Raw genomic sequence first — 19,973 nt, 5'->3', positions numbered from 1 at the left:
GGATTATTTCTTACTCGAGCGCTTTTTCCGCTCGGAGGACCGGTAAACCTCGTAGACACCATCGATCCGACGAATCGCATTGAGCAGGTGCTTCAGGTAGCCGGGATCTCCCATTTCGAACACGAAGCTCGACGAGGCGATCCTGTTCTTCCGGGTGGTGGACGTGGCCGAGAGGATATTGACGTGGTGTTCAGCAAGGATCCGGGTGACATCAGAGAGCAACGAGGTCCGGTCCAGGGCGTCAACGGTGATGTCGACAATGAACACCGAGTCCTGGGTTGGTTGCCAATCGACCTGGATGAGACGCTCCGAATCGTTGGCGAGATTACTGATGTTGTTGCAGTCGGCACGGTGGACCGAAATGCCAGTACCACGGGTGACGAATCCGATGATCTCATCGGGTGGCACCGGGGTGCAGCACCGGGCCAGTTTTGCCATCACGTCTCCGGCTCCTGGAACCACCACGCCAGAATCCGAGCCGCGGGTTGGTCTTGGAATGAGTGGCAGGGAGATGGTGTCGGGGTCGTTATCGTCCACTAGCTTCGGTTCCGGCTTGGGAGGTGATACCAGTTTCTCCACCCGATCCAGCACATTCTCGACCGACACGTTGCCATCACCGATCGCCGCGTAAACCCCGGAGACTCCCCCAACGTTGAGTTGGTCGGCCACATCGCCCAGAATCCCGGCGTTCATGATCTTCTGGAGTGGCAACGGATGTTTGCGGGCTTCTTTGGTCAACTGCTCCTTGCCACGTTCGACAATTTCTTCGCGACGTTCTTTCGAGAACCATTGCCGGATTCTATGTCGAGCACGACCGGAGCGGACGAAGCCCAACCAGTCTTGACTGGGTGCGGCATCTTCGGACTTGGAGGTGAAGATTTCGACCCAGTCACCGTGATTCAGCACGTAGTTCAAGGCCACCAAGCGACCATTGACCCTGGCACCTACGGTGCGGTGCCCCACCTGCGTGTGAACCGCGTACGCGAAATCCACCGGTGTCGAGCCCGATGGGAGGGCTTTGATTTCACCTTGCGGTGTAAAAACGTAGACCTCCGAGGACCCTATTTCGGTCCGAAGCGAGTCCAAGAAGTCGTCGGGGTCCTGAGCATCTTTTTGCCAATCCAACACGGCCTTCAGCCAACCGGGTGTGCTCGCGGTGTCCGCGGCGTTCCCACCACCGCGATGCTTGTACTTCCAGTGGGCTGCCACACCGTATTCGGCCCGATGGTGCATCTCATGGGTGCGGATCTGGATTTCCACCGGTTTACCGCGGGGCCCGATCACCGTGGTGTGAAGCGACTGATACATGTTGTACTTCGGCATCGCAATATAGTCTTTGAAACGCCCCGGCATCGGCGACCACTTGGCGTGTAGCACGCCTAAGGCCGCATAGCAGTCGCGCACAGAGTCCACCATGACCCTGACCCCGAGCAGATCGTAGATATCGTTGAACTCTTTTCCGCGCGCCTGCATCTTTTGATAGATCGAGTAGTAGTGCTTGGGGCGGCCGGTGATCGTGGCATTGATTTTCGCCTCGCGCAGGGTCTGTTCGATGATGTCGGTCAGCTGGGCAATATTTTTTTGTCGCTCCGGAGTGCGCTCCCCCACTAGGCGCACAATCTCGGCGTACATTTTCGGCCACAAGGCGGCAAATGAGAGATCCTCCAACTCCCACTTGATCGTGTTCATGCCCAGCCGGTGGGCCAAAGGGGCATAGATTTCCAGGGTCTCTTGGGCTTTCCGAGCCGAGGACTCCGGTGGCACGTAGCGCCAGGTGCGCGCATTGTGCAGACGGTCAGCGAGTTTGATCAGGAGCACGCGGACATCTTTGGCCATGGCCAACACCATTTTGCGCACAGTCTCCGCTTGTGCGGCGGCACCAAAGTGCACTTTATCGAGCTTGGTGACACCGTCGACGAGCAGGGCGACTTCTTCGCCAAATTCGGCGGTGAGCTGCTCGAGGGAGTAGGAGGTGTCCTCGACGGTGTCATGCAACAGCGCTGCCGCCAACGTCGTGCCCGTCATACCCAATTCAGCCAAGATCGTGGCCACTGCCACCGGGTGGGTAATGTAGGGGTCCCCCGACTTACGGAATTGGCCGTCATGGTGTTGTTCAGCAATGGTGAAGGCCCGGATAATCACGTCCAGGTCTTCTTTGGGGTGGCGGACCTTGAGCGTACGAATCAACGGCTCCAGGATGGGCGAATAGTCTGTGCCGCCCATTCTGCCGGTGAGCCTGGCCAGTCGGGAGCGGTGACGTTTGGGCGCAGACCGTTGCTCTCCGGCACCGTGGTGACCGGATTTTTGCGCATCAGAAGTACTACTCATCCGGCACCGCCCCGCTTTCTCTCCGCTGACCTCTGGAGCCCAAACGCTGATTCCAGTACGGATTGTGGTTGATTGTTTTCATACACTAGTCCCCCGATGTCGCCGGTGACAAAACACCGGTAGCATCGGGGCAGACGGACTGTGGTGCGACGGTCCGGCGCCGTTAGGCTGTCGTAATTTGTTCTTCAGTCACGTCCTCAGGGCGCAGACCGGTTTCCTCACGGAGGTTGAGCACTCGGCGATCATGGTTTTTGACTTTGTCTTCCCCACCCCGCAGCAGTGCATACAGTGGCGCCTGAATAAACAGTGTGGCCAAGGTACCGACGATAATCCCCACGAAGATCGATAGCGAAATATCGCGCAGGGTCCCTGCCCCGAGAAGCCCGGCACCAATAAACAGAATGGACCCGACCGGCAAAATACCTACTATAGAGGTGGTAATGGACCGGACCAAGGTCTGGTTAACCGCCAGGTTGACCATCTCGCGGAAGGTTCTGACGGTATTTTCGTCCATATTCGCGGTATTTTCACGAATCTTATCGAAGACGACCACCGTGTCGTAGAGCGAGTAGGACAAGATGGTCAGGAACCCAATAATGGCTGCGGGCGTGACCTCAAACCCGGTGGCCCCATAGATTCCCACGGTGAGGGCCACCACGTAGAACAACCCCAGCACTGCTGCCAACGACATCTTCCAGGTCCGGAAGTAGATGGCCATCAGCACGGTAACCAGCACAATGAAGATCACCAAGCCAATCAACATCTGCTGAGAAATCGCCTCACCCCAGGTCGGGCCCACGAAGCTGGAGGTCACGTCATTGGCCGAGACCTGATAGGCCTCTTGCAGATTGGAGGCCACTTCAAGGGTCTGGTCATCGGTGAGCTCTTCGGTTTGAACCCGCATGGTTCCGGGCGCGATATTGGTCGCGGTGGCTTCCACCTCAGCAACGACGTCGGTCACGGCCTGCTCGCCCACCGTCGGGTCGGTGTTCTGCACCGAGGAGACGGTGAACTCGGACCCACCACGGAACTCAATGCCGAAGTTGAAGCCACCCCGTGCCACGGTGATACCGACTGCCACCAGTAGCACTATAGCCGCGATGGAAAACCACAGTCGCCACTTCTGGATAAACGGGTAGGACTTTTTGCCCGTATAGAGTTTATTTCCCCACTCAGCGATGCTACTCATTCTGCGTCCTCCGTGGTCTTCTCGTCCTGTGTCAGACCAAGCTTTTCCTCACGCTCTTGTTGCCTGCGCTCGGCAATGGTTTGGCGTCGCTGAGCTTCTTTGGCTCTGCCCTTGATCTTTTTCTTCTTCACGGGTGCCCGGCTGGGTTCGTCGTTAAACTCCCGGACCCGGCCAGCGCCCTGGTAGAGCGCTTTTTGTCCCAGCAACGAGGGGTCCATCCCCGACAGCGGATGTCCGCCACCGAAGAACTTCGTTCGTGCTAACAGTTGCATAACTGGGTGGGTGAACATAAACACCAGCAACACATCGATCAGTGCCGCCAGGCCCAGAGTGAAGGCGAAACCGCGGACATTACCGACAGCCACGAAGTACAGCACTACCGCGGCCAGCAGGTTCACGGCCTTAGAAACGATAATGGTACGTTTAGCCCGCGACCACCCGAATTCCACGGCTGATTCGAACCGTCGCCCCGACCTCATTTCGTCCTTGATTCTTTCAAAGTAGACGATAAAGGAGTCCGCGGTCAGACCAACGGCGACGATAATACCGGCCATACCGGCCAGCGATAATCGATAATTATCCGACCAACCCAGCAACACGATCGCCACGTAGGTCAGCAGGAACATCACCAGCAACGAGGTCAGGGTGACAAAACCCAGGGCACGGTACTGGTAGAACTGGTAGACCGCCACCAGGCCCAAACCGATCAGTCCAGCCACCACGCCCCAGAACAACTGGTCCTGGCCCAGGGTCGCCGAAATCTGTTGTTCAGATTCGATAGTGAAGCTAATCGGCAGAGCACCATATTGGAGCTGTTCGGCCAGGGCTTGGGCCGATACTTCGGTGAAGTTTCCTTCAATCGTGGCACGGCCGTCGGTGATCACCGCATTCGAACGCGGTGCGGAAACGATGGTGCCATCCAGGACGATCGCAAACTGGTTCTGTGGTTCCGGCATGCCCGTGATGCGCTGAGTGACCTCGCGGAAGGCCTCCGTGCCTTCGTCGTCGAAGCTGAGGTTGACCACCCAGTTATTAGCCGACACTCCAGTTGGGGTCTGTGCCATACCGTAGTCGGCGTTGTCGATCTGGGTCCCTTCAACTTCGACGGGGCCCAGAATGTATTTCATCCCATACTCGGGGTCACAGGCAACGACCGCTTCATCTGTGGGCAGTTGTTCGTTTATTTCCTGCTGTTGTTGCTCACGACAGTCGGTGTTTTGAAACTCGTAGGCCAGCTCTGGGCTGATCCAGTTCTGATCCGAGCCATCTTCGGGTTCCGCCTCTGGCTCGGGGAAATCCTCCACGTCTTGGCGCTCCTCTTCCGGGGTAGCAATACCCGGGGCGCCTTGGAGGACCGCGCGGAATTCCATATTGGCCGAGGCCTGGATTAAATCGCGGGTTTGTTGATCCGGGTTGCCGGGCAGGGCGACCACAACGTTGTTATCGCCTTGGGTATTAATTTCAGCTTCCGAGACACCGGAACCATCCACACGGGCACGAATAATCTCGACGGCCTGGTTCAGCGTTTCGTCGGTGACTTCTTCACCAGAGGCGGTCTGCGGTGAGAGCACCATCTGGGTACCGCCTTCGAGGTCCAAGGCGAGCAGGGGCAAGCCATTGGTTTGGTTGGTGGCGATACCTACGCCGAGGATGCCAGCCAGCACGACGACTATCGCTGCCAGCCAGCCCAGAGTGCGTCGCGCGCGCCCTTGGGGGGTCTTTGAGGCCATGATGGTGTGGATCTTTCAGTTCTGGAGTGCGGACTCACGAAAGGTTCAGCACCCCGGGGTGCTGAACCTTTCGTGATGGTCTGGTGGTTATTTCTTCTCGTCGTCGTTTGGGGAATCTTTGTCGGTCTCCTCGGTCGAACCGTATTCTTCGCGGGGATCCTCCGGGTTACCCGATGCCTGAGTGTCGGTGGCGTCGCGGTTCTCGCTGTTGATCACGATCTTGTTGGACTCATCCGGTGTTGGTTCCGAGCTAGCAGTCGAGTCAGCGGTGTCTGCCACCGGTTCGATGACTTGAGCAATGGTCTGCAGGTGTACGGTCACGCTGTTGCCGGGCGAGACCTCAAGGACCACCTTATTGTCGTCGTGGTTGACCGAAATCACGGTACCGAAGATTCCGGCAGCGGTCATGACCTCAACGCCCGGGGCCAAGGCCTGGCGAGTTTCCATCTGCTTCTTCTGCTGTTTCCGGGTGCCACGCATGGACAAGAAGATCAGCAGACCGAAGATGACCAGCATGACGATCAAAAAGCCAGCGCCAAAACCGCCGCCACCTTCAGCATTCTGAGCCAGTGGGTTGACGAGATGAGTCAGGTCAGCAAAGTGCATGTATCGATCCAATTCCTCGGGACAATGATGTCTAGATCTTCCACCACGACAAGTCTCGTGGTGGAACGCATTATTCTCAGGCTACCTTAGGCACCTGAGGTCGGGCCTAATTCTTAAGGGTCACCTTCACGCTGGAGACCATTCTCACGGCACGGTCGCTTGATTTTTGCCCGGGTCTAGTCGTGGGACTCGTCCCGGGAGAAGTCATCTGGGCCGAATAACGGAGAGGTCTGACCGGGTTCATCGGTCTGGGATTCTGCGAGTCGCCACATTGACTGCACCTCTGCGTTGTGAGGAACATCAAGTCCTAAATGTTCCCAGGCCGCCGGCATCGCGATCCGCCCGCGCGGGGTACGTCCCAGGAGTCCTTCACGCACTAGGTAGGGCTCGGCAACTTCTTCGACGGTTTCGACCTCTTCACCGACGGCAATGGCCAGGGTGGACAGTCCGACCGGGCCTCCGCCAAATTTCTGACACAATGCTTCGAGCACGCCACGATCGAGGCGGTCCAAACCACGCCGGTCAATTTCGTAGATATCCAGGGCGGTGGAGGCCGACCGGGCATCCACTTCGTCAAGGTGGTGGACCAGTGCCCAGTCACGCACCCGGCGTAGCAGTCGGTTGGCGATACGCGGGGTACCACGGGACCGTGTTGCGATTTCGGCAAAGGCTCCCGGTGACAGGCGCATATCCAGCATGGCTGCCGAGCGGCGTAGCACCAGTTCGAGTTCGGCCACGTCATAGAACTCCAAGTGACCGGTGAAACCAAACCGATCCCGTAGGGGACCCGGCAAGAGCCCCGCTCTGGTGGTGGCTCCGACTAGCGTAAAGGGTGGGAGCTCGAGCGGAATGGACGTCGCCCCAGCACCTTTGCCGACCACGATATCGACCCGAAAATCTTCCATGGCCATATAGAGCATTTCTTCAGCTGGACGTGACATCCGGTGAATTTCATCCAGGAAGAGCACTTCTCCCTCAGTGAGCGAAGAAAGGATCGCAGCGAGGTCACCTGAGTGTTGGATGGCCGGACCAGAGGAGATCCGCAGCGGGGCGTTCATTTCGGCTGCGATAATCATCGACAGGGTGGTTTTGCCCAGCCCCGGAGGACCTGAGAGCAACACGTGGTCGGCGGTGGCATCACGGAGTTTGGCGGCTTCGAGCACTAAGGACAGTTGTTCGCGAACCCGGGATTGGCCCACAAAGTCTCCGAGATGCTTCGGACGCAACGCGGCCTCAATTTCACGTTCTTCGGTGGAGGCACTGGGCCCGATCAGGCGGGAATCCTGCTCAGCGTTGTGGGGATCGGTACTCATCTCGATCTAGCATGCCTTCCGACGGAGAACGTGTTATGAGTGGACGCGACGTTGTCCTTGTCCCAGGTGACGCAACGTCGCGCGCAGAACCTGGGAGACGTCCTGTGACTCGCGCAATTCGGGTTCATGTTCCAGAGTGGATTTCAACGCCTTGGTGGCATCCTTGTCGGTCCAGCCGAGCCCGGTGAGAGCTTCGTGAACTTGCTCCTGCCACACCGGGTCATTGCCCGGCGTGGCACCGCTCGGCTGCCCTGCCTGTGCGGGGTTCTCGGCCGGTACGAGCTTACCGGACAGTTCCAGGATGATCCGGCGGGCGGTTTTCGCACCGATGCCGGGCACCTGGGTGAAGGCCTTATCGTCGTCTTGGGCGACCGCGCGCCGGACCTCTTCGGGTGCATAGACCGCCAGAACCGCCAGAGCGATCCGGGGCCCGATCCCGGAGATGGTCAGCATCGTCGTGAAAATTTCGCGTTCGTCCCGGGAGCGAAACCCGTAGAGGGTCATGGCATCTTCACGAACGATCAGCTCGGTCAGCACGCGTGCTTGGTCCTCGATCCGCAGTGTCGCCAGTGTTTGCGGGGTGGCGAAGAAGGTATAGCCGACACCGTTGACATTGAGCACCGCCGCATCGACGCCGAGGTACTCAACCACTCCGGTCAACGAGGAAATCATGAAGCCTCCGTAGCTGTGCGTCGGGCTCCGCCAGGTGTTTTGTCCACTGCCCGTACCGCAAATGATAGAACTAATCTACGAACACTGTACCCCGCAGGGTGCAACCGATGTTAACGGGCACGCCGTTCGGCTTCCAACCACGCTCGCTGGGCTGGGGTTGTGGGGCGGGAATTCTTTGCTGTCGCACCGGGAAATTTCGATGGTCGGGCCGGGCTGGTCAATTTCCCGGTGTCCAGTCCACGCCCGTGGAGTCCCCCGCGCCAGGCGTGGGCGATCGCCAGTGCCATCGCGTCGGCTGCATCGGCGGGTTTCGGTGGCGAATCTAAGCCCAGGACCCGGGTTACCATCGCGGTGACCTGGTTTTTATCGGCGGAACCGTTTCCGGTGACCGCAGCTTTCACCTCGGAGGGGGTCAGCAAAGCGACCGGAATATTGCGTCGGCCCGCCGCTGCGATCACCACTCCGGAAGCTTGGGCGGTACCGACTACGGTTGGCGTGTTGTTTTGAGCGAACATCCGCTCCACGGCCAGGTGGTCGGGACGGTGCGACTCAAAGAAATCGGCAATGGCCTCGTCGATGGTCGCCAGTCGCTCACCGATCGAGGCCGTGTTCGGAGTCCCCACCACGCGTACGTCCACCAGAGTGGCCTGCCGGTTGGGGGCGACGTCGACCACGGCCATGCCACACCGTGTCAGTCCCGGGTCGACCGCCAGCACCCGCAAGGGTTTGCTGGGAACCCGCACCGGTTAGTCGTCCTCGTTCTCAAGTTCTGCGGCCACCTCATCGGTGATGTCCACGTTGGAGCTGACGTTCTGTACGTCGTCGAGCTCTTCGAGAGCATCAGCTAAGCGCAGGAATTGGCGGGCAGCTTTGGCATCGAGCTCGACCTTCATCGTGGCCACGAACTCGACTTCGTCGGATTCGTAGTCGATCTCGGCTTCGTCGAGTGCTTTGGCTACATCCTGCAGATCGGAGGGGTCCGAGTAGACTTCGAAGCTACCACCGGACTTGGCCACTTCTTCGGCTCCGGCATCCAGGACCGCCATCAGGATTTCGTCTTCTTCTTTACCCTCGGCGTCCATGCGGACCACGCCTTGGCGGTTGAAGAGGAAAGCGACCGACCCGGAGTCGGCCAGGGTGCCGTTATTGCGGGTGACGGTGTGGCGCACTTCGGCTGCAGCACGGTTCTTGTTATCAGTCAAGCATTCGACCATCAACGCCGAGCCTTCGGGACCGCGAACCTCGTAGATAATCTCTTCGTAGTTAATGACCTCACCGGTCAGACCGGCACCGCGCTTGATGGCACGGTCAATATTGTCATTGGGCACCGATTGCTTCTTGGCTTTGGAGACTGCAAGATCCAGCGCCGGGTTACCTTCCAGATCTGGCCCACCGGCACGAGCGGCTACCTCAATCGCCTTAATGTGCTTGGCGAACATTTTGGCGCGCTTGGCATCCAGGGCAGCTTTTTTATGCTTGGTTGTTGCCCATTTTGAGTGACCGGCCAATGGAGCCTCCTTATGGGGGTCAGGGTGCGAACAATAAAACTCTGCCCTATAGTCTAAACCCAGCCCGCTTCTCTACCGCGATAACTGTGGCACTACACGTCGCGGGCCACTGAGCACCACATAGAGCCAGCTCAGCGTTGCTTGTTCCCAGCGGTCAGGGTCAACATTCCATTCTCGCGTGTGCCGGGCCTTGGTGAATCGCACCAACGAGACCAAATCCGGACGCAGATTCGCCAGCTGTCCAGCCGGCCCGATCGGAACGAAGTCGTCGTCTTCAGAGTGCAGAATCAGCACCGGGTGCTGGAGTTGCTCGGCCCGGTCCACCCAGTTCAAGGCTTTCAAGTCCACCGGGGCTGCCAGCCCGGCAAGACGACGGGCCCATTTATTGGCAATCATAAATTGCCCCAGATGACCCACCGCGTCGGGAAGCCGGTTCAACCGGGCCTGGTAGGCCAAGACATCAATCCAGTTAATAACCGGTCCGTCGAGGACCAGCCCCGCAATCCGGTCGCGTAACGGTGACTGGGCAGCCAATTGCAGGGACACCGCACCACCCATGGACCAGCCGAAAATCACGACTTGTCGGGCACCGTGACTCAGCGCATAGTGCATGGCAGCTTCCACGTCGGGCCATTCGGTCGCTCCGAGCCCGTATCGGCCATCTCCGGCCGGCGGGGCGTTGCCGTCGTTGCGGTAGGAAATCAATAAGCTCGGCATACCTAGAGCGCCGGCGACGCGCAGGGCACGAATTCCTTCGGTACGCCGGGAGCCACGTCCGTGAACCATAATCGCCCAGGTGTCTTCTCCGAATTCAGGGGTCTGGGTAGGAAGGGGGGACTCGGCGACACGCGGGACTTGGGGTGGTACATACCAGGCCGGGGCTTCGCCACGTTCGACGGGAATGGACACTTCCTCGGACACAAACCCGGCATCACCGGGGTGGGGCCAGGTAAAGCCGGTCCAGGAGCCTTTTTGCGCCGCGGTGAGATCCCCGGAATAGATCTGTTCAATTTCTCGCACCACAATCCCGGCTTCAGCGTCGCGGTCAACGATCTTACCGATGCGGGCGATACCTTCACCGGCGGCGAAGGTCAGCGAATAGCGACCTTCCACGGTGGTTTCACGGGTGGCCTGCAACGCGATGTGAGGCCGGGGACCGTAGGGCTCAATGATTGCGTAAATCCGGATGTCTTCGGCCACCCGTCGCGTCGGGGTCACGACCGTACGGGCAAAGACGGTAGCCAGGGTAGAAATGGTGCCGGCAAACAGCGAGCCCACCACCGCAGCAGAGGCACCGACCACGGCGAGCACTTGGGAAAACCGTGCTCGAGAACGCGAGTTGTCAGACTCAGCGCGGGATAGGGGGAAGACTCGCATACTGGTCATTCTTCCCCGTTCACCGGGGAATTTCCAGTTTCTCAAACGTCGGGTCGGGAACAATCCCCTGGCCTGTGACGTTATAGCGGATATGACAGTTTCAGATACCTCTCACCACCAAGACGACACCACACAAACCACCACTACCCGCTCCGGTCAGCTCTCCGAGGACGAGTGGAAACAACGCCTCAGTCCTGCGGAGTACCAGGTGCTTCGCCAGGCGGCCACTGAACGACCCTTTACCGGGGAATACTGGGATGATTTCAGCGAAGGGATCTACCGGTGCCGGGCCTGTGGGGCTGAGCTGTTCCGTTCGGATCAGAAGTTTGATGCCCACTGCGGTTGGCCCTCATTCTTTGCCCCGTTGGCTGAAGATCGGGTGGAATACCGCAAAGACACCTCCTTGGGGATGACCCGCATCGAGGTCTTGTGTGCCCAGTGTCAGTCCCACTTGGGCCACGTGTTCGAAGGTGAGGGCTTCAATACCCCGACGGACCTGCGCTACTGCATGAACTCCATTTCCCTGGAGAAAGTCCCCCGCTCAGACCGATAAGCTCGAGGGTTCTCGGCGTGGCCTGCCCCCCATCCTTCAGGTAGCGCTTTAACCTTGAGGGGTGAGCATTGATCGGTCGAGTGCAGAAACCTTGGCTTCGGCGCCTGTGACTTTTCGTCGGGCGCTATCGGGACTGCGGATGGCCCAGCCCCGAGCGGAAGTCCGGCTGACTGAAATCCCGGCACCGCAGAAAATCGCACCCTATGCGGTGGCTATGGCCGCCGATGTTTACCCGGCCGTGCTTCCGGCCCCGATCACCTCAACCGTCACCACACTCGGAGCGGTTGAAGACCAGGACCCCAATGAGCCACTAGCCACCGGGCGTTTTATTCTCTTGCATGACCCGGCCGGTTCGGCCGTGTGGAAATCCACGTTCCGCATTGTGACCTTCATTCGGGCGTCGGTTGAAGCCGAAATGGGCGTGGACCCGATGGCCGCTGAGGTGGCGTGGACATGGCTGGTGGAAGCCTTAGATGGTCACCAGGTGGATTATGACCAAGCCGGTGGGACCGCCACGCGGGTGCTGTCGGAAAGTTTCGGAGTGTTGGATGATCGGGCCGATGCCATTGACATTGAAATGCGGGCCTCGTGGAGTCCTACCAACCTGATGGGCGAATCGATGGAGAACCACCTGGAGGCCTGGGCAGATATGGTCTGCGCCTTTGCTGGTTTACCACCGGTTCCTGAAGGCGTCACAGTTCTCCCTCGAGCACGAAGGACGTAACATCATCCTGACCACAAACGCAGAATCTGAGGCACCGGTTCTGATCACCGAGCCGGCCGAGGGCATCCCAGAACTTACCGACACGCCCGAAGGGCTCACCGAATGCGCTGAAGCGCTCCGCGCCGGTAGCGGACCGGTGGCCATCGATACCGAACGAGCCTCCGGATTTCGCTACGGTCAGCGAGCATTCTTGGTCCAACTCAAGCGTGAAGGCTCCGGCATTTGGCTCATCGACCCCGAACCCTTGGAGAATTTGGACATTATTCAGCAAGCCATCGGTGACACCGAGTGGATCTTACACGCTGCCACGCAAGACTTAGGGTGTCTGGCTGACTGTGGATTACGTCCCTGTACTCTCTTCGATACCGAGCTAGCCGGACGCCTGTGCGGCTTCCAGAAAGTAAATCTGGCCGCACTGCTACAGCGTACGTTGGGAATAACCTTGGCCAAGGAGCATTCAGCTGCCGATTGGTCGCAGCGCCCGTTGCCCGAGCAGATGCGTAACTACGCCGCCTTGGATGTGGAGTATTTGGTCCCGTTACGCGCACAGATGATTCGCACACTACGTCGGCAGGACAAGCTGGAGATCGCTGCCGAAGAGTTCGAAGCGTTGACCGCTTGGCAACCCCCGGAGCCCCCTCACGAGCCCTGGCGGAGAACCTCCGGTATTCACCGGGTGAAATCACCACAACAGCTGGCCATTGTCCGTGCCCTGTGGCATGCCCGTGATGAACTGGGCCGTCAGGAAGATGTCTTCCCGGGGCGGCTACTACCCGATCGGGCGATTATTGCCGCAGCGACCGCACAACCTGCAACCGCAGGTGAGCTGATGAACACCAAGGGGTTCACCGGACGGGCTGCCGGCCGGGAGAAGGACCGGTGGTTGGAGGCGATTCGGCGCGGGGTGGCCGAAGGACGGGATCCCGCAACGCGACCGGAGAAGAAACCGGCTGGCTCCGGTGGCCCTCCGCCGGTGAAAAGGTGGAAGTCTCTCGACGAGCTGGCCGCTCGGCGATTCGCCACGTGTAAGGTGCGATTGACTCGCCAAGCCGAGGCGATGGGCGTGCCGTTAGAGAACCTCTTACTCCCCTCGACGCTACGAGATCTCTGCTGGCGTCCGCCCTCACCCATTACCCCGGAAACCGTCGAGGAGTATCTCAAAGACCGGGGTGCCCGTAACTGGCAGGTCTGGGCCTGCTCGGCAATCATTACCGTTGCATTACTAGACCCGGATCCATGGGAGAGCGATGACGAGCAGCCCTGAGATGACTGAGAATCCTGAACAGACAGGTTCCACCTGTGCCGATGGTTCCTCTCATCTCGACCGTCGCCAATTGCTCTCTGGCACCGCAGCCATCGTGGCAGGTGGTGCCAGCATGCTGGGGCTGTCCAGCTGTGCACCGGCCGAGCCGGATACGGTCGAGGACTTCTCGGGTCAGCCCACTGAAGTCCTCGACGCCGATCTGTTGCCCGTCGGGGAAGCCACCGGGGTCCATACCGGCGACTATGACCTGCTGATCTATCGGGACAGCGAGAGCTCGGTGCAGGCGTTTCACGCGATCTGCCCCCACCAGGGATGCATCGTGCGCGTCGGTGAAGGGGCGGAGCCCGCCCCGGATTTCACCTGCCCCTGCCATTCTTCCCGCTTTGATTCCGAAACCGGTGATGTGCTGGGCGGGCCGGCTCCCCGGGGCTTGCGACGTCACCCCGCCGAGGTCCGCGACGGCGGCATTTGGGTCGAGGTCTAGCGGGTCGTCGAGCTCGTCTCTAAGGTTTCCACGCCCCGTGTTGCCGGTGATCGGCACGTAACCGTCGGGGCACCACGTGCCCGGTGCCGGGACGGTTGGGATCCCAGTTGGGGGTTTCTGCCTTCCGGCGCGGGTAGTAGTACAGCCTCCACCACGCCCACACCAGGCTCCCGAGCACCGGCAATAAGAAGATCGCCACAACCCAGACGATACGTCGCTGTGGTTCCAGAGGCGACCGTAGCAGGCTGATCACTGACCACACCATCACGGCCACGACCAGGATGGAGACAATCCACCATAGGGCTGATTCGAGCATTCAGGCGTTGGTCTTTCGGACGGTGACTTTTGAGGCCTGCACGCCGGCAGCTTTCACTACGGTCGGGATGATCTCGCGGGACCTGCCCGGGTGGACGGTGGCGACCGCAATGGTAAAGGCTCCGGCGTTTAGGACCGGCGAGTCGGCCTCACCGAGTCCGCGCCAGGCCAGCTCGCGGGTGGTCAAGGTTGCCAGAGTCTGCGCTTGATGAGATTCCACGTCACTCGGCTCGGTGCCACGCAAGGTATAGGTGATCTGTAGCTGTTCCATCTCGGCGGGGTCGATGGGCTGGTAGCCGTCTTCGGTGCACTGTTGGCTGAAGCCTGACAGCAGCGCTTCGGCCTGCGCGCAGTCCTCGAGTTTCTCGGCAGTGTCTACACCAGTGGCACCGACTTTGCCGTAGTGGACCACGAATTCGTGCTGGTCTTCATCCCACCACGCCTCCCGGTAGTGGGTGGGACGAGTGCTATCTTCGGGGCAGAAATAGGCTCGGATAATGGACACGGTGAGCACCTCCTGCGCGCGGGCCGGTTGATAACCCTGCTAGTTTAGCGTAACCGTGACCTGATCAAGAAAGCGGTTTAATGGCCTCGGGGCCTGCACTGTGACCGCGTGGGTCGTGGGCGCAGGCCCCGAGGACTGGCTTGGCTGCTGGTTGCGTTAGTTCTTCTCGGAGGAAGCGATCTGACGCAACACGTACTGCAGAATACCGCCGTTGCGGTAGTAGTCAGCTTCACCGGGGGTGTCGATACGCACATCGGCGTCGAACTCGGTGACCTTACCCTCAGGGTGGGTGGCGGTCACGTGCACGGTGGCCGGGGTGGTGCCCTCGTTCAACTCGGTGATACCGGAGATGTCGAAGGTTTCCGTGCCGTCCAGGCCCAGTGAGTTCGCGGACTCCCCCTGCGGGAACTGCAACGGCAACACACCCATGCCGATCAGGTTCGAGCGGTGAATACGCTCAAAGGATTCGCTGATCACCGCGCGGACGCCCAGCAGTGCGGTCCCCTTAGCGGCCCAGTCACGGGAGGAACCAGTACCGTATTCCTTACCGCCCAGCACCACCAGCGGAGTGTTTTGATCAGCGTAGTTCATCGCGGCGTCGTAGACATAAGCCTGCGGTCCACCCTCCTGGGTGAAGTCGCGCGTGAAGCCACCTTCAACGCCATCCAGCAACTGGTTCTTGATACGGATGTTCGCAAAGGTACCGCGAATCATCACCTCGTGGTTACCGCGACGGGACCCATACGAGTTGAAATCCTTACGGGCCACACCGTGCTCGGTCAGGTAGCGACCGGCCGGGGTGTCGGACTTGAAGGCGCCTGCCGGAGAGATGTGGTCGGTGGTCACCGAGTCACCCAACTTCAGGAGCACGCGGGCCCCGGAGATGTCCTGGACGGGGTCCGGGGTTTCCTTCATGCCCTCGAAGTACGGGGGCTTGCGCACATAGGTGGACTCATCGTTCCAGTCAAAGACGTCCCCGGTCGGGGTATCGATCGACTGCCACCGCTGGTCACCATCGAAGATCGTGGAGTATTCGGTGTGGAACATCTCGGTGTCGATGGAGTCATCGATGATCTGCTGCACCTCGGTGGGGTCCGGCCAAATGTCTTTCAGGTAGACGTCGTTACCGTCCTGGTCCTGACCCAGCACGTCATTGTCGAAGTCGAAGTCCATGGAACCGGCCAGAGCGTAAGCGACCACCAGCGGCGGGGAGGCCAGGTAGTTCATCTTCACGTCCGGGTTAATCCGGCCCTCGAAGTTACGGTTACCCGACAGCACCGAGGTCACCGACAGGTCGTTTTCCTGGATGGCCTGGGAGATCTCGGACTCCAGCGGACCGGAGTTACCGATACAGGTGGTGCAACCATAACCGACGATGTTGAAGCCTAACTGCTCCAGGTACGGGATTAGACCCGACTTCTCGTAGTATTCGGTCACCACCCGGGAACCGGGAGCCACTGAGGTCTTCACCCACGGCTTGGAGGACAGGCCTTTGTCCACGGCATTGCGGGCCAGCACCGCGGCGGCCATCATGACCGAAGGGTTAGAGGTGTTGGTGCAAGAGGTGATCGAGGCGATCGACACAGCACCGTGGTCGAGTTCGAACTCACGCCCATCCTCCATCTTCACGTCAACGGTGTGCGAGGGACGCCCTACGCCCGCATCGTCGCTCTCAGTTGCATAGTTGTGGATATCCTTGCGGAACTGCTCCTTGGCGTCAGAGAGCACGATCCGGTCCTGTGGACGCTTCGGACCCGAGATGGAAGGCACCACAGTGGATAGATCTAGCTCCAGGTACTCGGAGTACTGAGCCTCATTGGCCGGATCGTGCCACAGACCCTGTTCCTTAGTGTAGGCCTCAACCAGCGCGATGTTCTCTTCGGTACGACCGGTCAGTCGCAGGTAGTCCAGGGTCACCTGGTCGATCGGGAAGATCGCGGCGGTGGAACCGAACTCGGGCGACATGTTGCCGATGGTGGCGCGGTTCGCCAGCGGCACCGAGGCCACACCTTCACCGTAGAACTCGACGAACTTACCCACCACACCGTGCTGACGTAGCATCTCGGTGATGGTCAGCACCACGTCGGTTGCGGTGGCACCTGAGGGGATGGACCCGGTGAGCTTGAAGCCCACCACGCGCGGGATGAGCATGGAGACCGGCTGGCCGAGCATCGCGGCCTCGGCCTCGATGCCGCCCACACCCCAGCCGAGCACGCCCAGGCCGTTGACCATCGTGGTGTGGGAGTCGGTGCCCACACAGGAGTCCGGGTAGGCGCGCAACACGCCGTCGACCTCGCGGGTCATCACGGTGCGTGCCAGGTATTCGATGTTGACCTGGTGGACAATGCCCTGTCCGGGAGGAACGACCTTGAAGTTATCGAAGGCGGTCTGACCCCAGCGCAGGAACTGATAGCGCTCACCATTGCGCTCGTATTCGATTTCCATGTTGCGCTCGATGGCGTCAGGGTTACCGAAGCTATCGATTTGCACGGAGTGGTCAATCACTAGCTCGGCCGGTGCCAGCGGGTTCACGCGCTTGGCGTCACCGCCCAAATCCGCGATGGCCTCACGCATGGTGGCCAAGTCAACCACACAGGGCACACCGGTGAAGTCCTGCATCAGCACCCGGGCCGGGGTGAACTGGATCTCGTGGCGGGGATCGTCCTGCGGGTCCCACTGGGCCAGCGTTTCAATCTGCTTCTTCGTGACGTTGGCGCCATCTTCGGTGCGCAACAGATTCTCGAGCAGAATCTTCAGTGAGTAGGGAAGGTTCTGTGCACCTTCGACCTTGTTAAGTCTAAAAATTTCATACTCGGCGCCGTTGACGTCCAATACGCCCTTCGAGCCGAAACTATCGACAGTAGTCACGGAGATTCCTCTTCCTGCCCATCAAGGGGCGCTCAACCGATCTCGCCGAAGCCGCTGGCAGCAGTCCCTCTTCGCTGATCAGCGACGTGCGACTCGGTACCGGTGCGATGCCAGTGTCGCTGGGCTCGAAATCCAGCGACCAGAAAATTATTCTACAACGCGCAGCCACTGATCCGGATCAGATGTCGTTACCTGCGTCACGATGACGTCGGTACCCGGATCAGCGCGACACTACCGGGTGAAGATATTGACCGACTCCATGTGGTGGGTGTCGGGGAACAGGTCGAAAATCTCCGAGCTCTGGTGTTGCCAGCCCAGTTCGGCCAACAGTTTGGCATCTCGAGCCAGGGAGGCCGGGTCGCAGGAGACGTAGACGACCTTGGAGGCCGGTAACGCGTTGATGCCTTTGATGGTAGCCCGGCCAGCACCAGAGCGTGGCGGGTCAAGCACCACCGTATCGATGTCACGACCTTCCAGTCCGCCTTGGCCGCTGGGGGCCTGAGGGCGGTGCGCCCACGAGGAGACCACTTTCTCAGTGCGACCATTGATCACTACGGCCTGCTTCATCTCGTGCAGGTTCTTCCGGGCGTCTTTGCTGGCCTGACGGGCCCGTTCGACCGAGTAGACCCGGCCAGTCTCCCCGACCGCCCGAGCCAGAAACGCTGAAAAGAGCCCAGCTCCTGCATATAAGTCGGCAATGACATCACCGGGTTGCGGGTTCGTCGCCTGCATGACGGCCTCGACCAAGATATGCGGGGCGTCGCGGTGGGACTGCCAGAAGCCTTCGGCCGAGACCCGGAATGTAAAAGTTCCGTGGTGCAAACTGCGCACAGTTTCACTCACCCACGTGCGACCGCGCAACCGTATGGTGCGTGGCTTCTGGTCCGGTTGGAGTTGAGGAACAGACACCACTGCCGAGACGGTACCGGGTAGCCCGGAGAGTTGGCGTCGCCAATCGTTGATCGCCTTATTCAGCGTGGGCTCGTGCGCCAGCGTCTCGGTAGCCGGGTGGATGACGACCATGACTTCCTGGCTATAGCCGGGGGTGATGACGTCCACGCTGGAGGCCCCGAGGAAATTGATATCCCACAGGTGTAGCTCATCGAGTTCGGGCACCGCCAGGGGAATATTGCGGACCGGAATCATGGTCTTGGATCGGTGGACGAACATCGCCAAGCGCCCGGAGGCGGTCACCGCGAAACGGTTGCGGGTCCGCCAGTGCAAACCGGTAGGCTCATCGGCTTGCACTGAGGTCACCTGAGGCTCTACGGCGAGGCGACCAATCCGATTGAGTGTGTCGCGAAAAACTTGGGCCTTGAGCCGGCGTTGGTGTTCCAGGGTGATGTGACCGTATTCGGCGCCACCGATCGGCTGACGCCCGGCCTGATAGGCGCGCAAGGAGTCGGCCAATTTCCACTGGTGTGCCCGCCGGAATTCGGAGCCCCGGATCACGTTGACGGTATCGGCCCGCCAAAAGCGGGCCTTCGCGCCACCGGAAGTCACCACGGCTCGCACGACTTCGCCAGGAATGGCGTGGCGGACGAAAACAACGCGTCCTTCGTGCCGGGCCACGCAGTGACCACCGTGGGCCATGACTCCCACCTCAAGGGTCAGGATTTCCGGATCACCGGTGTCACCGACGCCGAGCGTCGAAGTCTCGTCTAAGGTAGTCACATTCACCATGCACCGGTCTCTTTCATCATGCGCGTACCGTGTGAACCCTCAAATGTAAGCAGGTAGGGCACAAAAACAGAATACGCTGATCGCCGGGAATAACAAGACTCATTTCGGTCCGCGACGTATCAGCGAGTTTCGGTGATCTCAGGGCCGCGTGTGGGCATGCCCTTCGCATCGGTCGGGGTTGACTCCGCTTGACCTGCCTCCGATTGTTCGGCGGCTGGTTTGACCCGACGCAGGTTCTTCGGAGCGTGCAGGCGCAGGATCTCCCGCGAGGGGTGGGGTTCCTGGCCTCGGTCAATCGCAGAGCGACCCAGCACGTCGAGCAACCGTTCAGCGTGTTCGGACTTCAAGACCGCTGGGCCTCCCACAACGGCACGAACGAACCAGCGGGGTCCATCAATGCCGATAAACCGAGCCACGCGCCAGCCAGGACGACCATCTGGCAATTTCGCCGGAATCTTGGCCAAGAGCTCGGTGCCAAACCGTCCCTGTTCTTCGGTCACAGTGGCGTTGTTGGCAGAAGTCAACGATTCGGTAAGTTCTTCCCGAATTTCGTCCCATAGTCCCTGCGAGCGTGGGGCCGCAAAAGTCTGGATCTGCAAGCTGGACTTATCGTGGGACAAGGTGACACCAATGATGTCCTTGGTCTTTTCTTCGACGTCCAGTCGCACAGCGATCTGAGGGTCAGCAGCAAGTTTCAACGCGCCGAGATCGACCAGGCCCTTGGCATGATCAATTTCCGAAATGTCGCGGGGACCTGCCGGGCGCGCGTCGGGGTCGGTCGACTCTGGCGCTTCCCGCAGGTGTTCTGGAAGTGTCACACGCTCGACCTTCACGTCGCGGTTGCGTCCAAAGAG

General features: G+C 60.0%; 18 protein-coding genes. 4 read left to right on the top strand and 14 right to left on the bottom strand.

Annotated elements, in window-relative coordinates; all coding sequences use genetic code 11:
• Positions 1 to 3: 3 nt before the first annotated feature.
• The 9 genes from DCC25_RS02420 to DCC25_RS02380 form a co-directional block, all read right to left on the bottom strand.
• Complete coding sequence (locus tag DCC25_RS02420; RefSeq protein WP_233487884.1) at positions 4 to 2,223, bottom strand: bifunctional (p)ppGpp synthetase/guanosine-3',5'-bis(diphosphate) 3'-pyrophosphohydrolase; 2,220 nt, start codon at positions 2,221 to 2,223, stop codon at positions 4 to 6.
• Positions 2,224 to 2,491: 268 nt separating this feature from the next.
• Positions 2,492 to 3,517 carry a protein translocase subunit SecF gene (secF, locus tag DCC25_RS02415; protein ID WP_110099685.1) on the bottom strand — a complete coding sequence of 342 codons (1,026 nt, stop codon included), beginning with the start codon at positions 3,515 to 3,517 and terminating at the stop codon, positions 2,492 to 2,494.
• A complete protein-coding gene (secD, locus tag DCC25_RS02410) occupies positions 3,514 to 5,247 on the bottom strand; it encodes a protein translocase subunit SecD (protein ID WP_110100481.1) in 1,734 nt (577 codons plus the stop codon). The genes secF and secD overlap by 4 nt, the downstream gene beginning before the upstream one ends.
• Positions 5,248 to 5,334: 87 nt before the next feature.
• Entirely contained in the window at positions 5,335 to 5,853 is a 519-nt protein-coding gene (gene yajC / locus DCC25_RS02405) for a preprotein translocase subunit YajC (protein ID WP_110099687.1), read from the bottom strand.
• A 176-nt stretch (positions 5,854 to 6,029) separates the two neighbouring features.
• Complete coding sequence (gene ruvB, locus DCC25_RS02400; protein ID WP_110100480.1) at positions 6,030 to 7,166, bottom strand: Holliday junction branch migration DNA helicase RuvB; 1,137 nt, start codon at positions 7,164 to 7,166, stop codon at positions 6,030 to 6,032.
• Between the two features lie 33 nt (positions 7,167 to 7,199).
• Positions 7,200 to 7,838, bottom strand: a complete 639-nt coding sequence (gene ruvA / locus DCC25_RS02395) for a Holliday junction branch migration protein RuvA (protein WP_110100479.1) — start codon at positions 7,836 to 7,838, stop codon at positions 7,200 to 7,202.
• A gap of 110 nt (positions 7,839 to 7,948) precedes the next feature.
• Complete coding sequence (locus DCC25_RS02390) at positions 7,949 to 8,518, bottom strand: crossover junction endodeoxyribonuclease RuvC (RefSeq protein ID WP_110099714.1); 570 nt, start codon at positions 8,516 to 8,518, stop codon at positions 7,949 to 7,951.
• A gap of 66 nt (positions 8,519 to 8,584) precedes the next feature.
• Positions 8,585 to 9,346 carry a YebC/PmpR family DNA-binding transcriptional regulator gene (locus tag DCC25_RS02385; RefSeq protein ID WP_110099690.1) on the bottom strand — a complete coding sequence of 254 codons (762 nt, stop codon included), beginning with the start codon at positions 9,344 to 9,346 and terminating at the stop codon, positions 8,585 to 8,587.
• 72 nt (positions 9,347 to 9,418) lie between these two features.
• Positions 9,419 to 10,723, bottom strand: a complete 1,305-nt coding sequence (locus DCC25_RS02380; RefSeq protein ID WP_199445859.1) for a S9 family peptidase — start codon at positions 10,721 to 10,723, stop codon at positions 9,419 to 9,421.
• A gap of 91 nt (positions 10,724 to 10,814) precedes the next feature.
• Between DCC25_RS02380 and msrB the strand changes: the two genes are divergently transcribed.
• From msrB to DCC25_RS02360, 4 genes are all read left to right on the top strand, one after another.
• A complete protein-coding gene (gene msrB / locus DCC25_RS02375) occupies positions 10,815 to 11,276 on the top strand; it encodes a peptide-methionine (R)-S-oxide reductase MsrB (protein ID WP_110099692.1) in 462 nt (153 codons plus the stop codon).
• 139 nt (positions 11,277 to 11,415) lie between these two features.
• The gene (locus tag DCC25_RS02370; RefSeq protein WP_110099715.1) at positions 11,416 to 12,000 is read left to right on the top strand and encodes a DUF3000 domain-containing protein; all 585 of its coding nucleotides are present in this window, start codon (positions 11,416 to 11,418) and stop codon (positions 11,998 to 12,000) included.
• Complete coding sequence (locus DCC25_RS02365; protein WP_233487856.1) at positions 11,939 to 13,264, top strand: HRDC domain-containing protein; 1,326 nt, start codon at positions 11,939 to 11,941, stop codon at positions 13,262 to 13,264. The genes DCC25_RS02370 and DCC25_RS02365 overlap by 62 nt, the downstream gene beginning before the upstream one ends.
• Position 13,265: 1 nt before the next feature.
• Positions 13,266 to 13,748, top strand: coding sequence for a Rieske (2Fe-2S) protein (locus DCC25_RS02360; RefSeq protein ID WP_158524652.1), 483 nt, complete (start codon positions 13,266 to 13,268; stop codon positions 13,746 to 13,748).
• 19 nt (positions 13,749 to 13,767) lie between these two features.
• Here DCC25_RS02360 and DCC25_RS02355 read toward each other — a convergent pair whose 3' ends face one another.
• The 5 genes from DCC25_RS02355 to DCC25_RS02335 all read right to left on the bottom strand — a co-directional run bounded on the left by DCC25_RS02355 (position 13,768) and on the right by DCC25_RS02335 (position 19,937).
• Positions 13,768 to 14,064 carry a PLD nuclease N-terminal domain-containing protein gene (locus DCC25_RS02355; protein WP_110099694.1) on the bottom strand — a complete coding sequence of 99 codons (297 nt, stop codon included), beginning with the start codon at positions 14,062 to 14,064 and terminating at the stop codon, positions 13,768 to 13,770.
• Complete coding sequence (locus DCC25_RS02350; RefSeq protein ID WP_110099695.1) at positions 14,065 to 14,568, bottom strand: hypothetical protein; 504 nt, start codon at positions 14,566 to 14,568, stop codon at positions 14,065 to 14,067. It abuts the gene before it with no gap.
• Positions 14,569 to 14,724: 156 nt separating this feature from the next.
• Positions 14,725 to 17,436 (bottom strand): aconitate hydratase AcnA, encoded by a 2,712-nt coding sequence (acnA, locus tag DCC25_RS02345; protein ID WP_110100476.1) that lies wholly within the window; start codon positions 17,434 to 17,436, stop codon positions 14,725 to 14,727.
• Positions 17,437 to 17,667: 231 nt separating this feature from the next.
• Positions 17,668 to 19,119, bottom strand: a complete 1,452-nt coding sequence (locus DCC25_RS02340) for a class I SAM-dependent RNA methyltransferase (RefSeq protein WP_208392066.1) — start codon at positions 19,117 to 19,119, stop codon at positions 17,668 to 17,670.
• Positions 19,120 to 19,238: 119 nt separating this feature from the next.
• The gene (locus tag DCC25_RS02335) at positions 19,239 to 19,937 is read right to left on the bottom strand and encodes a DUF3710 domain-containing protein (RefSeq protein WP_233242886.1); all 699 of its coding nucleotides are present in this window, start codon (positions 19,935 to 19,937) and stop codon (positions 19,239 to 19,241) included.
• Positions 19,938 to 19,973: the final 36 nt, after the last annotated feature.

This window comes from Auritidibacter sp. NML120636 (assembly GCF_003185945.1).
Classification (GTDB): Bacteria; Actinomycetota; Actinomycetes; order Actinomycetales; family Micrococcaceae; genus Auritidibacter; species Auritidibacter ignavus.
The sequence above is the reverse complement of the archived record's forward strand: the minus strand, read 5'-3'. Positions and strand labels throughout refer to the sequence as shown.